This window comes from Arthrobacter sp. S39, assembly GCF_004320525.1.
Classification (GTDB): domain Bacteria; phylum Actinomycetota; class Actinomycetes; order Actinomycetales; family Micrococcaceae; genus Arthrobacter.
The window spans coordinates 18,122-30,795 of sequence record NZ_SIHX01000001.1; the positions used below are offsets into that span (position 1 = coordinate 18,122).

11 protein-coding genes are annotated in these 12,674 nt (G+C 65.1%); 3 read left to right on the forward strand and 8 right to left on the reverse strand.

What is annotated here, in order from left to right; genetic code table 11:
- Positions 1-92: 92 nt before the first annotated feature.
- Entirely contained in the window at positions 93-1,463 is a 1,371-nt protein-coding gene (locus tag EYS21_RS00070) for a MinD/ParA family protein (RefSeq protein WP_131131850.1), read from the forward strand.
- Between the two features lie 726 nt (positions 1,464-2,189).
- On the opposite strand, the gene EYS21_RS00075 is transcribed toward EYS21_RS00070, so the two are convergent.
- The gene (locus tag EYS21_RS00075) at positions 2,190-2,606 is read right to left on the reverse strand and encodes an Hpt domain-containing protein (protein ID WP_131131131.1); all 417 of its coding nucleotides are present in this window, start codon (positions 2,604-2,606) and stop codon (positions 2,190-2,192) included.
- A gap of 450 nt (positions 2,607-3,056) precedes the next feature.
- On the opposite strand from EYS21_RS00075, the gene EYS21_RS23940 reads away from it, so the two are divergent.
- Entirely contained in the window at positions 3,057-3,536 is a 480-nt protein-coding gene (locus tag EYS21_RS23940; protein ID WP_347559511.1) for a GNAT family N-acetyltransferase, read from the forward strand.
- A 344-nt stretch (positions 3,537-3,880) separates the two neighbouring features.
- On the opposite strand, the gene EYS21_RS00085 is transcribed toward EYS21_RS23940, so the two are convergent.
- The 7 genes from EYS21_RS00085 to EYS21_RS00115 form a co-directional block, all read right to left on the reverse strand.
- Entirely contained in the window at positions 3,881-4,627 is a 747-nt protein-coding gene (locus EYS21_RS00085) for an NAD(P)H-binding protein (RefSeq protein ID WP_131131133.1), read from the reverse strand.
- A gap of 9 nt (positions 4,628-4,636) precedes the next feature.
- On the reverse strand, positions 4,637-5,986 hold the full coding sequence (locus tag EYS21_RS00090; protein WP_131131134.1) for a glycoside hydrolase family 32 protein: 1,350 nt from the start codon (positions 5,984-5,986) through the stop codon (positions 4,637-4,639).
- A gap of 33 nt (positions 5,987-6,019) precedes the next feature.
- Positions 6,020-7,384 carry a glycoside hydrolase family 172 protein gene (locus EYS21_RS00095; protein WP_131131135.1) on the reverse strand — a complete coding sequence of 455 codons (1,365 nt, stop codon included), beginning with the start codon at positions 7,382-7,384 and terminating at the stop codon, positions 6,020-6,022.
- 25 nt (positions 7,385-7,409) lie between these two features.
- Positions 7,410-8,315 carry a carbohydrate ABC transporter permease gene (locus EYS21_RS00100; RefSeq protein ID WP_131131136.1) on the reverse strand — a complete coding sequence of 302 codons (906 nt, stop codon included), beginning with the start codon at positions 8,313-8,315 and terminating at the stop codon, positions 7,410-7,412.
- Positions 8,308-9,255 carry a sugar ABC transporter permease gene (locus EYS21_RS00105; RefSeq protein WP_131131137.1) on the reverse strand — a complete coding sequence of 316 codons (948 nt, stop codon included), beginning with the start codon at positions 9,253-9,255 and terminating at the stop codon, positions 8,308-8,310. Before EYS21_RS00105 ends, EYS21_RS00100 begins: the two co-directional genes overlap by 8 nt.
- Before the next feature lie 2 nt (positions 9,256-9,257).
- Positions 9,258-10,562, reverse strand: a complete 1,305-nt coding sequence (locus EYS21_RS00110) for a sugar ABC transporter substrate-binding protein (protein WP_165478235.1) — start codon at positions 10,560-10,562, stop codon at positions 9,258-9,260.
- Positions 10,563-10,678: 116 nt separating this feature from the next.
- Positions 10,679-11,683, reverse strand: coding sequence for a LacI family DNA-binding transcriptional regulator (locus tag EYS21_RS00115; protein ID WP_131131139.1), 1,005 nt, complete (start codon positions 11,681-11,683; stop codon positions 10,679-10,681).
- A 255-nt stretch (positions 11,684-11,938) separates the two neighbouring features.
- Between EYS21_RS00115 and EYS21_RS00120 the strand changes: the two genes are divergently transcribed.
- The gene (locus EYS21_RS00120; protein WP_131131140.1) at positions 11,939-12,577 is read left to right on the forward strand and encodes a hypothetical protein; all 639 of its coding nucleotides are present in this window, start codon (positions 11,939-11,941) and stop codon (positions 12,575-12,577) included.
- Positions 12,578-12,674 lie beyond the last annotated feature (97 nt).

The following is a 12,674-nucleotide window of genomic DNA, read 5'->3' on the forward strand; positions in this document are numbered from 1 at the left end:
CACGGGCTTCCTCCCCAGCACTTAGACTTGCTGTTTGTACCAGACAGTAAAGTGCCGCAATGCCTTTTGCCGAACGTCCTGGGGGGACAGACATGCCCGATCCGGCGGATAAGAACCCGCGCGCCGACGCACACGATGATGCAGGGCAGCCGCAGCTGCGCCGACGCCGCGACGTCCGTCGTGGGGATGGCGATCTTGCGGACGCCTGGACAGGAACCATGCCAGCCGTAACACCCAACCCTTCCAGCCAGGCAGACGCCGGCCAGCCGGTCACGCGCCGGACTTCCTGGGCCGAAGCAGCTGCCGCGGCAGATGCCGTGAACCCCATCGAGCACGTCCCGGCCCCCACCCGCCGCCCCGCCAGGCCGCCGGCCACGTCCCAGCCCCAGGCCGGCCAGCCCGTCGCCCCAGAGTCGAGCGCCGCCGCCCCGGCCAGTCCCGCCGTCGCGCCTTCCCTGCCGGCTGCGCCCGCAGAGGCCCCTGCCTTCCGCCGCGTCCGGCCTACCGCGGCAGACGTCATCGCGGACACCCCGATGCCGGACTTCATCAGTTCACCGGGGCTGTTCGTCAAGGAACAGAAGCCGCGCCCCGTCGGTGGGTTCCGCGGTGCCATCTACTCCATGACAGGCGGAGCCTGGAACATGGGCCCCGGCGCCAAGCAGCGGCAGGAAGACGAACTGGGCCGCCGCATCTCTCGCCAGCTGCAGGGCAGCTACAACACCGCCATCCTCAGCCTCAAGGGCGGCATCGGCAAGACCTCCACCACCGTGGGCGTGGGCCTGACCCTCGCCGAATTCCGCGGCGACGCGCCCTGCGCCATCGACGCCAACCCGGACTCCGGCGATCTTGTGGAGCGCGCACTGGGGGAGGGCATCTACCAGCAGGCCAGCCCCCGCACAATCACCGACCTGCTCCGGAACATCGACACTGTCGATTCGCTCACGGCCCTGGCCCGGTACATGCACCACGCCGGCCGGTTGCACCTGATCGCTGGTGAGCAGGACCCGGAGGTTTCCGATTCGCTTACGGCGGCCGAGTACCTGCGGATCCGCAAGCTGATCTCCAGCTACTACTCGGTCGCGCTGACCGACTGCGGCACCGGCGTCACCCATAACGCCATGAGCGGGATCCTGCAGTCCGCGGACAACCTGGTGATCGCCGCCGGCTACGCGGTGAGCGGCGCCAAGCGTGCCCGCAGCACCCTGCACTGGCTGGCAAGCCACGGCTACGAGGACCTGGCCAGGAACGCCATTGTGGTGATCACGGACAAGGACGAGGTTTCCTCCCGCGTGGACAAGGACGCCATCGAGGAACACCTCTCCGGCATCTGCCGCCAGCTGATCGCCGTTCCGCATGACCGAGGCGTTGCTGACGGCGACCTGGTCACCCTGGACGTTCTCAAGCCTGAGACGCGCCGGGCGTACAAGGAGATTGCCGCTGCGATTGTGGACGGGTACCAGTAGGCCTCGCGTTTCTCACTGGTCAAATCTGCGGGAATAACCGGACCGTTCATCTCGAAGTGAGTAGTGAACGGCTGGAAATTCGAGTAGTGATTACGCGTGTGCTCAGCAGCACCCAGTTCCTAGTCTCAGAAGATGGAACGAGGGGACTTTCGCGGTGGACGGCGGCTAAGACGAGCCCGACCCACAGACCAAGAGATTCAGGAACTTATTGCCCTGATTTCTCAGGCCGGAACGGAAACAAAGGTTACCGTCATCAAGCCCTTCCCCGGTCCCTCTAAAGTGACCGAATCGTTGGCAGCCGTTGTCGGGTTGGCTACTAGGATCATGCGGCGCCGGTCAACTCGTTAGGTATCAGCGGGGGGCGGCCTTTACTAGGAAATCGCTGCTGTCATTGTCGACGGTACCGGTAGGGATTACCTTACTGGGCGCGTCCTGTGACAGTCAGCGGGAACACCGACGCCTAATCGTGACCAGACACGCCGGTATTACTGCAATGACCCTGTGCCTTCAGGAATAGATTCAGTGCACCAGCCATATGAAAGGTGCGTCAACGATGACCATTCTTGAATACTTCTCAGGCGTTGCAATCATCCTCGGATCCCTCGTGGGTGCCATGGGGCTCTCCGCCATGGTCCTGCGTTTCCGGCGAAGCCACTAGGTAGCTCGGGTCCGCTCCGGACCTTTGGACGGGCGGCCCCACCAGCAGACAACGGGGCGGCAGCCTTCTTAGACCGCCGGCTCCTGCCGTGAAGGCTGAGCTTCGAACCCCTGCAAGTCTGACCGCGCGTCGAGCAGCAGGCTGGGACCAGCCACCATCAGTGTGGTGACGATCCCGTGCAGGACCTGTGCGGTCTCGGTTGCTTCCTCGAACGCGCCGCAGCGGATCAGCGACTCGATGCGCCGGCAGTACGATTCCGCTTCCACCGCGCCCGTCATGGCCGAGGTGATTTTCAGGCTCAGGGTGGCGTCCATGGCGCGTTTCGCATCGCGCTCGGCCAGGGTGTCCAGGATCCGTGTGATCCGTCCCGGCAGCATGGACAGGAAGTCTCCGAGGAAGTTCAGAGCGGCGGTGGGGTTTTCGATGTCCTCCGCCAGGCGCCGGATCTTTGCGGGTTCCAGCCTGGCCGGACCCCACTCAGGCAAGGTGGTCTGCCCTTCGGTGGAAAGTCCCGGCGCCGTGGCGGGGGGTGCCTCGGCGCCGGGACGGTATGACCGCGGCGGCGGTCTCGGCCGCCGCGGAAGTTTCAGTTAGTGCGCTCATGTCTCCTGCCCTGGTAAATGGTCCCGATGGTGGTCAGGAGGTCAGCTTGGCGGTGCCAGCTTCATAACACCGCCAAGCGCTTGAGACCGCCGGTTTCCCGACGGAAAGCCCTTGGATCACCGGGCACCAACCCCAGTTTCACCCCGTTGATTCAGCGCTCCGGGCTTTACAAAAACCACTCTGCACGGCCGGGATCAAGGACCGCGGAAGGTGCGCTCAAGAATCACGCAAGAGTTCCCAAGCCGTGGAAATCCCACTTCACTGTCCTTCCCGTCGACCTGCCCCGTGAACGTTTTGAGGTGAACGGTGGTTGTCCGTGGCAGGATCGACGGATGAACTCACCGCCACTCCCAGAGGTTCGTTCGGAACAGGGAAGTGCGCCCGCACGGGACGCGGCCGGAATTTGGGCTCGTGCTACCGCTCTGCGGGATCAGCTCCCCGATATTCCACCGCTCGATGACAAGCTGCCAGGCATTAAATCAGCGCTTGCCGAGGACGGCGCATTCCTCTTGACGGCGCGTATCGGTGACCGTGCGATGGCGTTCTCGATCGTCGTCCCTCGTGTGGCTGCCTTGGAAGTGCTCTACCTCGCAGTTGACCCGGAAGCTTGGGGCCAGGGCCTCGCGCGCCAACTCCTGGACCACCTCCGAAACCACTCGGTGAACGCACAGACGCCCCTGGAGCTTTGGGTTATCGCCGACAACACGAGAGCGGTCGCCTGCTACGAAAGTGCCGGTTGGATTTCGACGCCCGAGATTAAGGTCCGCAACTCGGCGGGCCGGCCGGAACGCCGCTACGTCCTGTCCCTGTGAAGGGCGGTCATGGGAAAGGCGTTCGCTGGCGTAGCTGACCTTTTGGGCATACGACGAGCACAAATATCCCGTGGGTAGGCGGCTCCGACGTCTCTGGTGCGTTGCCGTCGCGTAGCCGTTCAATCACCGGGAACGGGGGAAACTCGCGTCCCTGGGACGCCTTGGCGGTGCCACCGTGATGACACCGCCAAGGGCCAGAGACCACCGGGTTTCCCCGGCAAAAAAGCCCTTGCACCACGGGTTGGTTACCCAGTTTGCAACCCGTGGACTCAGCGCTGGGGCCTTCTGCGAACCACTGTGCATGGCTTGGCTCAAGGCCGGCCGCAGTATTGCTCAAGAATGGATCAAGATTCCGGGGAGTCCAGCCACTCGTCAAAGGTCTGGCGTCCGGCGGCGGCATCCGCTGCCGGGAGCAGCGCGCCGCTGCGCATTGCTTTCCACCGGACCTCCGGGGCGGTAATCTCCACAACCAGCCGCTTCTTCCCGTTCTTCCGGAGGTACCTGCCCACCATGTCCTTGAGCCGCTCCGCTTTTGGGCCGCCGAGGTCGGGGAGGCGGCGCTGCGGGCCCACTTCGGCCGCGTGCACCAGGGCTTCGGCCACTTCCGCCGCGGCGATGGGCTGCGTTTTGAACCTGGGCACGAACACTAACGGGCCCGCTGAAGCGTGGGCCAGTATCTGCGTCACGAACTCGTGGAACTGGGTGGAACGCAGGATGGTCCAGGGGATGTCTCCGCCGCGGACCTCCTCTTCCTGGGCCCTCTTCCCGGCATAGAGTCCAGTGGGAGCCTTGTCCGCGCCCACGATGGAAAGCACCACATGGTGCTTCACCCCGGCGGCTTTGCCTTCCCGGTGCAGGTTTTCGGTGGTGGCCATAAAGAAGTCCGTTGACTTCTTGGTGTGCATGGAGTTCAGTCCCACCACGTCAATCACCGTCTCGACTCCCTGCAGGGCCGCGGCCAGGCCCTTGCCGGTGACCAGGTCAACGCCTTCATGCCTGGACAGGCTTTTGACCTGGTGGCCGCGTTCACGGGCAATGCGGACCACGTGGCGGCCAACAATTCCGGTTCCCCCTGCAACGGCAATGTTCATAACTAGAGTCTATGGCGAGCCGCTCAGGAGGAACCGGCCTGCGTCCACTTCAGTTCCGGCCGGGTTTGCCACCGTGCTGAGCAGGGGAGCGCCGGCGGCGCCGGTCATCGTCAGCGTCACGGGCACGTCCACGATGGGCAGCGGGACCGCCATGATCCCCTGGCGGCCGGAGATCTCCAGCACTCCTGCGTCGATGATCACCCGCAGTTCGGTTCCTTCGTCGGCCGGGAAGAACACATCGCTGAAGTCAGGATTCCCGCCGGCCGTGACTTCGATGCCGTCGCCGTCGTGCCGGAGGGTGGCCAGGGACCCGTCCTGGGTGGCCAGGCTGATGACCGTCCCGGTGGTGACGGTGCAGCGGAGGTCCGCGCCGCCGTCGAGCACTGCCTCGAAAACTCCAGCGCCCGCCTGCTCCAGGTGGCCCGGCCCGGAGCGCCCCGCGAGGTCGGTGTGCGGGGCAGCCACCAGGGTGTCGCCGTCGAGCGTCAGCGTGTGCGGAACGCTCAGGGCGCTGGCCCACTGCCCGTCCGGGCTGATGACGCCCCGCACCCAGAAAATCAGCGACGGCGCCCCGTCCCTGTCCCGGAAGAAGGACGGCGCGTAGTAGCTCTTGCCGTAGCTGAGCTGCCCCCAGGAGCGTGCCGTGAACTTGCCGTCGGCGTAGCTGCCCACCCCGTACGCCACGTAGTGCAGGACGTCGTCCTCCCAGATGGAGGTCACCAGCACATGGGAGTCATCAATCTCGAACAGCTGTGGGCACTCCCACATGGTTCCTGTCCACACGGGCTCTGTTTCGGTGCCGGACCGCTGCGCGGCGATGCCGTCCAGGGTCCACTGCGACAGGTCCGCGGAGCTGTACGAAACCGCCGCCGCGGTTCCTCCTTCCAGCCCGGCGCCGACGAACATGCGCCATTGCCCGCCGTCGCGGAAGACGAACGGGTCCCGGTAGGCCACCACGCCAAGGTCCGGTGCGGTCATCAGTTTCGGGCCCTTGGTCCACGAGTTCCAGGAGGCGTCATCGGCGGTGGCGGTCCTGACCGTCCCGATGCCGAGGTCCGGTTCGGTGACCGAGGTGTAGAACATGGTGGCCGCACCATCGGTGCCGGTCACGATGGAACCCGACCAGACGCCGTCGTCCCCTTCCCCGGGCGCGACGGCGACGCCCTGCTCCGTCCAGGCGATCATGTCCGGGGACGTGGCGTGGCCCCAGTGGCAGTTGGAGGCCCACGTGGTGCGGCCGGGCACGTACTGGTAGAAGAGGTGGTACTGGCCGTCCTTCCAGGTGACGCCGAGGGGATCGTTGATCCATCCTTCGGCGGCCGTGAAGTGGAAGGCGGGGCGGGGTTCGTGCGCGTTCATGCTGATCCTTCTGTGCTTGTTTGGGGGACGGGGTCAGTGGGCCAGGACGCTGTTGGCGGCCAGGAACCGCTGCCGGACCTCCCTGGCCTGCTCGGCGTTGGCCTTTTCCCACTGGTCGATTTCGGCCTTGCGTTCGTTCCGGACGGCATCCCGCGTTTCGGTGAACTGCTTCATGCGTTCGGCGGAAGCGTCGCGGGCGGCCTGCTGGGCCGGCGTCAGTTCCGGCAGCGGGCGCTCCTCCACCTGGTCGCGGGGCCGCAGCGGCAGGCGCTCCTCCACGGCATCGATGTCCAGCACGGGGGAGGGCAGGCTCTGGTACCAGTAGGCCGTGGAGGACCAGTCATCGGACAGGTGGTTGGCGTGGCCGTGTTCGAACGTGACCTTGATGCGTTTCTGGAACCTGATGGGATCGGTCATGTGGAAGCGGTAGCTGTGGTGGAAGCCCGGCACGTTTTCCTCATGGACCATGGTGCCGTTCATCAGGAACGCGTTGTGCTGCATGCCCCAGGCGTGGCCGAAGTAGTCCTCCATGCCGGTGCCGTGCAGGCTGGGCGGCCAGGTGTCGTCGTCGATGAAGATCATGTCATCGCCTTCGCCCCACCAGGAGCCCTGGAAGTGGCGCACGGCCAAGTTGCAGCCCACGTAATGGCCCTGGCCCTCGGTCTCCAGCACCACGTAGTTGTCCTCGCCGGACAGGTTGGGGATGGCCACCTCGATGCTGTTGGTCTGCAGGTCCGGGCCCCAGCCGGCGTTGGGCTTCTGCCGGCGCCAGTGCGCGTGGAAGTACGCGGTGTCCTCCGGCAGGGGCTCGGTGTGGAGCTCGTAGTCGATGTAGAAATACTGCAGGTAGGGGATGTCGTTCTGGTTCTCGACGGTGATGCGGGCCCTCGAGTTGAAGGGCATTTCGAAGTAGCTGTTGAACGCCGCGCTGCCGCCGAACGTGTTCAGTTCCCCTTCCTTGGCGGAGACGGAGAGCGGCAGCGAATCGTAGGAGCCGGACAGCGAGTTCAGCAGGCCGAAGAAGTCGCCCAGGGGCGCGATCACGCTGGGGGTTTCCTGGTCATCCCAGTACATCCTGAGGACAATCTTGCGGTAGTAGTCCGGGTCCACCACTTCCCAGCTGACGCCGAGCGCGTTGTGGATTTCCAGCATGGGCACGCCCACCAGTTCCGGCGAGATCTGGCCGGGGCCGGGCTGGATCCGGCAGGACTGGGTCATCCAGATGTGCGTGATGGAGCCCGGGCCCTCAATGTCCGCCAAGGTGCGTTCCTCCCCGGGCATCACGATCCAGTTGTCGCGGTTCCGGCCGGTCTGGTCCCAGCTGGAGGCGCGGGCCGTGCGGGCGGTGGAGAGCTTGGTCAGGCTCGAGAGCAGGCCTGAGCGGGTCGATGAAGCCATTTTTGGTACCTTTCGGGAAAGTTGTTCAGCCCTTGACGGCTGACTGGGTGAGGCTGGCGATGATCCACCGCTGGGCCACGAGGAAGACGATGAGGGCCGGTGCGATGGCGATGGTGGTGGCCGCCATGACCTGGGCCACGTTGCCGGCGCCGTACGGGCCGAGCATGAGGACCAGGCCCAGCGGCAGGGTGGCGGTGTCCGTGCTGTTGAGGAAGATCGACGGGGCAAAGTAGGCGTTCCAGCTGCCCAGGAACGTGATCACGCCCAGGGTGCTGACGGCGTTCTTGGCCAGCGGCAGCGCGATCAGCCGGTAGGTCTGCCAGGCGGTGGCCCCGTCCATCCGGGCGGCGTCGATGATCTCCTGCGGCAGGCCCAGGAAGAACTGCCGCAGCAGGAACACGCCCAGGGCTCCGGTGATGCCGGGCAGGATCAGGCTGAGCGGGTTGTCCAGCAGGCCGAAGGTCCGCATGAGCAGGAACAGGGGAATGATGGTCACCTGCGCCGGCACCATCAGCGAGGACAGCAGGCCCACAAAGATAGAGTTTTTGCCCGGAAAGTCCAGCTTGGCGAACGCGTAGCCGGCCATCGGTGCGGTGAGGATCATGCCGATGCTGACGGCAATGGCGATCACCGCGCTGTTGAACATGTTCTTCAGGATCGGCACCGGCCCGCTGACCGCGTCCACGTAGTTGGACCAGTCCCACTCGGTGGGCAGCCACTGCGGCGGCAGGTCGTACGCCTGGCTGGCATCCCGGAGCGAGGTGGTGAACATCCACAGGAACGGTGCGATCATCCCGACGGCGCCCAGGACCAGCAGCACCACCGAAACAGTCTTGCCGACGCCGGGGCGGGGCCGCCGCCGTCGTCCGTCCTTTCCGGAACGTGGGCGTCCGGCACCTGGCCGGGACGGAAGGGCAGCTGCGTTACTCATTGTTCACCCATGACTTTCGAAGGCGGAACTGCACCATGGTCACCAGCATGATGATGACGAACAGGGTGACCGCGATGGCTGAGGCGTAGCCCATGTCGAACTTGTTGAAGGCGACTTCGGCGATGTACATCACCACGCTGCGGCTGGCATCGCCAGGGCCGCCCCGGGTGAGGACGATGATCGATTCGTAGATCTGGAACGCGCCGATGATGGTGATGGTGATGTTGAAGAACGTCGCCTGGCTGATCATCGGCAGCACGATCCGGCGGAAGACCTGCCACTCGTTGGCGCCGTCCATCCGGGCGGCCTCCACCATGTCCTTGGGGACTTCCTGCAGCGCCGCCACAAAGATCAGCATGGCGAACCCAACGTTCCGCCAGGTGTCCACGATGATCACGGACACCTTGGAGAACTCGGAGCTGTTGAGCCAGTCGATCCGTTCCCCGCCCAGCGCGGTGATGTAGTAGTTCAGGATGCCGGTGTCCTTCTGGAACAGTGCCTGCCAGATGATGGACACGTACACCAGCGCCACCAGGTACGGGAAGAAGTACGCGGAGCGGAACACGTAGGTCAGGGCCCGGGGGAGACGCTGGTTGATCAGCACCGCGAACAGGAGCGCGAACCCGTTGATCAGTACGACGGCGGCGCCCACGTAGAGGACCGTGCTGCCGTACGTTGTGGCCAGGCGTTCGTCCCGGAACATCCTTGCGTAGTTGTCGAACCCGATGAATTTGGGTGCGGTGAGGATGTTGTACTTCGTCAGGCTCAGGTACAGGGCGGCAACCAGCGGGCCGAGGATAAAAACCAGGAAGCCGATCACGGTGGGGGCGGTGAACAGGTAACCGGTGAGGGCTTCCCGACGGCGGGCGGCGCTCCGGTGCCCGGGGCGCCCGCGCCCTGATGCCGGCGCGGGCGGCAGCGCGGTTTTGGGGGCAGTCATGGTCACTGCTGCAACGCCTCCTCAACATCCTTCTGGGCCTTCTCCAGCGAGGAGCCGATGTCCTGGCCGGACATGATCTCGTCCATGGCCCGCATAAACGCCGGGTCCAGCACGTTGTAGACGCCCGGGGCGGCTACCGGCTTGGCGTACGACAGGGAGTTGTAGAACTCTTCAGCGTGCTCGGGGGAATCCAGGAACTCCGGTGATGAAGCGGCGGTCTTCGTCGACGGAACGGCGGCGCCGGCGTCGGCCCATTGCTTCTGGGTCTGCTGGTCGGTGAGCATTTTGATGAACTCCCAGGACAGTTCCTGGTTCTTGGAGGCCTTGGAGACGGCGAACGCGCCGGCGCCGAAAACGGTGGACTTGGTGGTTCCCTTCGGCCAGGGGAGGATGTCGTAGTCTTTGAAGCCGGCCTTGGCGAAGCCGCCGGTGACGAAGTGCCCGGCGCCGGTCATGGCCGCCTTGCCGGCGGGGAACAGTTGGTAGGGGTCGGACCCCTTCGGCTGCGGGGACACTCCGTGTTTGGTGACCAGGTCCCGGACCCAGCCCGCCGTCTCCTTGACCTTTCCGTCCGTGAGCTGGGCCGATTTCAGGTCCTCGCTCATCATGGACGTGCCGTTGGAGTACAGCCACGGGGTGATGCCGAAGGAGTAGTACGGCATGGCGAACCCGTACACCTTGTCCGCGCCTTCCCCTGTGGTCAGCTTCTTGGAGATTTCCAGGAACTCGTCCCAGGTCCAGTCGTCGCTGGGCCGGGCGATGCCGGCGGCCTCGAACATCTTGGTGTTGTAGAAGATCACCATCGTGTTGAAGGTGTTGGGTATCAGGTAGGTGGAGCCGTCCTTGCTGAATCCTGCCAGCAGCTTGGGGTCGATGTCCGCACGGAGCGACTTGGCTTCGGGGTCGTTCTCGAGGAAGCCGTCCAGGGGCGTGAACAGGTCGTTGGCCAGGCCCAGTTCCACGCCCTCGGTGGCGATGTTGATAACGTCCGGAGCCTGCCCGGCGGCGGCCTGGGTGACCAGCTTGTTGACGTATTCCGTCCACGTGGTGATGGGGGTGAAGTTGTTGTTCACCGTGACGTTGGGGTACTTCTCCTTGAAGCGTTTGGCCACGCTATCGTAGACGGCCTTGTCGCCAGGATCGCCCCAGTTGGAGACGGAGATGGTGGCCGTGACCTCCTTCGCCGGGGCGGTGTAGGGCCCGTCAGTTGCCGGGGCCGCCGTCTGCGTGGCGCTCCCGCAGGCGGTGAAGGCCAGCAGGGCCACGGCTGCCGCCGTGGCGATGGATGTGCGGAATGTTTTTCTCATGTGATGCTCCTTTGCATGCGGCGCCCTGAGGGGGCGCTGATGGGATGCGATGGGGTTTGAACAGCAGTTATTGGGTGACGCCTGGTGGTCGGTGGAGCGGTCATTGCGTGGTGCGGTCATTCGGTGGAGCTGCGGAATTCGATCTCGGATTCGAGCCGAAGGATCCTGGTGGGGGCTGAGGGGTCTTCGAGGCGCCGCATGAGTAAACTGACGGCGCTTTCGCCGAGCCGGAACGCTGGCTGGCGGACGGTGGTGATCTGCGGCTGGAAGAGGTCCGAGTAGGTGAAGCCGTCGAACGTGGCGAGGGCCATGTTCCCGGGCACCCGCAGCCCTGCGTGCTGCAGCGCCCTCAGGGCACCTGCCGCCAGCAGCGTGCTGCAGGCGAGGACCGCCGTCGGACGTTCACCAGCCTCCGCCGAAGCCCGGAGGACCGCCTGGACGCGGTCAAAAGTCTCGGCCGCGGTGACTGTTCCTTCGCACAGGAGGCCCGCAGGCACCTCCAGGCCCCGTTTGGCCATGGCGGCGCGGAACCCGTCATGGCGCTCGCGGAGCGAGGAGACCCGCAGGTCGCCGGAAACCAGCATGATCCGTTCGTGGCCGCGGTCCGTGAGGTGTTCAACCAGGGCTGCCATGGCCGACTGGTTGTTGACGCCCACCTGGTCCACGTCCAGGTCCGCGAGCCGGTCCAGCAGGACCAAGGGCTTCTTCTCCTCGCGGATCCGCTCGAGCAGCGCGGGGCTTGAGCCGGCGGCCCGCGCAAGGATCAGGCCGTCCACGCGGCGGTCCAGGAGCGCCTCGACTGCTGCGCGCTCCCGGGCGGGATCTTCCGCCGAGTTGGCCAGCAGCAGGGACAGGCCGAGCTGCGCGGCGGCTTCCTCCACCCCGTGCACCATGTCCGCGAACGCCGGTTCGCCGGCATCCGAGACCACGAGGCCGATGGAGTCGGTCCTGGCGCGGCGCATGGAACGGGCGAGGATGTCCCGCCGGTATCCGGTGGCCTTCACAGCGCTGATGACGCGCTCCTTGGTTTCCGGTTCCACGTGCCTGGTGTCGTTGAGGACGTGCGACACAGTGGACGTCGAAACGCCGGCAAGTGAGGCGACATCTACGATGGTGGCCACTGCGACTCCTTCTAGCGAAACGATTGCGCGAACGTTTCGATAGTAGAGACAAACGTTTCGATGTGCAATGGGTCACAGGAATGATTGTTGAAGTTTCGCTTGGAGCGGCCGGTCCGCCGCCGTTGAAAAGAGCGCGAACGTACAGTGGAGGCCCCTGGCGAGCTGGGGCCTCCACTGTACGTTCGCGCCGGAGGGGTGGGGCAGTTGCGCCCGGTGTAACCTACAGGCAGACCAATCAGCCTGAGGGGGCAGCGCATGACCAGTCAACCCACTATTTTCGCCGTGCAGCAGCGATGGCCGGACGCTCGCCGGCCTTATCGCGTGACCCCGGTCTGGAAGCTGATCATCGCTTCCGCTGCCGTAGCGGGGACGGGCACCTGTGTTGCTCTGGGCTTCCTCTGGGCGGCCGTGTTCATACCCCAGCCGGGGACCGTTCATGTGCTGGACCGGGCGCCGTCCGATCAGGACATGCCGGCCGGCGACTACGCTTCGCTGGCTGGGGATGTGCGGTTGGAAGACTCACGCTTCCTGGGCAGCTACAACAACAGCAACTACTTCGTGACTCCCGTTGCCGACGACGAGGACGCCTTCTGCCTCCTCACCGAACCCGTTATTGGGGACGGCCTGTGGGAATTCGCCTGCAACACGATGATCGACGGCAGGTATGTACTGACGAGCATTTCCGACATGGAAGGCAGGTGGGCGGTGCTTGTGCCCGACCAGTTTGACCACGCGGGGTTGGAAGCCGACGGGTGGGTTTCGGTTCATCAGAATCTGCTCGTCCAGCCGAAGGGACCCGGCCAGCCGGATGCTGCGAGGCCGGTCCTGCGTTACGAGGCAGGTCCTGCGCCTGTGGAGTCGCTTCGGGACTTGCTAGCCGCCAAAGAATCCTGAGCTTCTGGAGCGACTCTGGACTCCCGGGACGAACTCGGGGCGTTGCAGATCCGATGCCGAATAGACTTCCGGAAGTGGGGTGGGGCCGCTGCTCCTA

Bases quoted from the DNA above. Each gene is read 5' to 3' on its own strand.
- EYS21_RS00090 (WP_131131134.1), bottom strand. From the start codon at position 5,986: ATGAACGCGCACGAACCCCGCCCCGCCTTCCACTTCACGGCCGCCGAA.
- EYS21_RS00105 (WP_131131137.1), bottom strand. From the start codon at position 9,255: ATGACTGCCCCCAAAACCGCGCTGCCGCCCGCGCCGGCATCAGGGCGC.
- EYS21_RS00095 (WP_131131135.1), bottom strand. From the start codon at position 7,384: ATGGCTTCATCGACCCGCTCAGGCCTGCTCTCGAGCCTGACCAAGCTC.
- EYS21_RS00085 (WP_131131133.1), bottom strand. From the start codon at position 4,627: ATGAACATTGCCGTTGCAGGGGGAACCGGAATTGTTGGCCGCCACGTG.
- EYS21_RS00110 (WP_165478235.1), bottom strand. From the start codon at position 10,562: ATGAGAAAAACATTCCGCACATCCATCGCCACGGCGGCAGCCGTGGCC.
- EYS21_RS00070 (WP_131131850.1), top strand. From the start codon at position 93: ATGCCCGATCCGGCGGATAAGAACCCGCGCGCCGACGCACACGATGAT.
- EYS21_RS23940 (WP_347559511.1), top strand. From the start codon at position 3,057: ATGAACTCACCGCCACTCCCAGAGGTTCGTTCGGAACAGGGAAGTGCG.
- EYS21_RS00120 (WP_131131140.1), top strand. From the start codon at position 11,939: ATGACCAGTCAACCCACTATTTTCGCCGTGCAGCAGCGATGGCCGGAC.
- EYS21_RS00100 (WP_131131136.1), bottom strand. From the start codon at position 8,315: ATGAGTAACGCAGCTGCCCTTCCGTCCCGGCCAGGTGCCGGACGCCCA.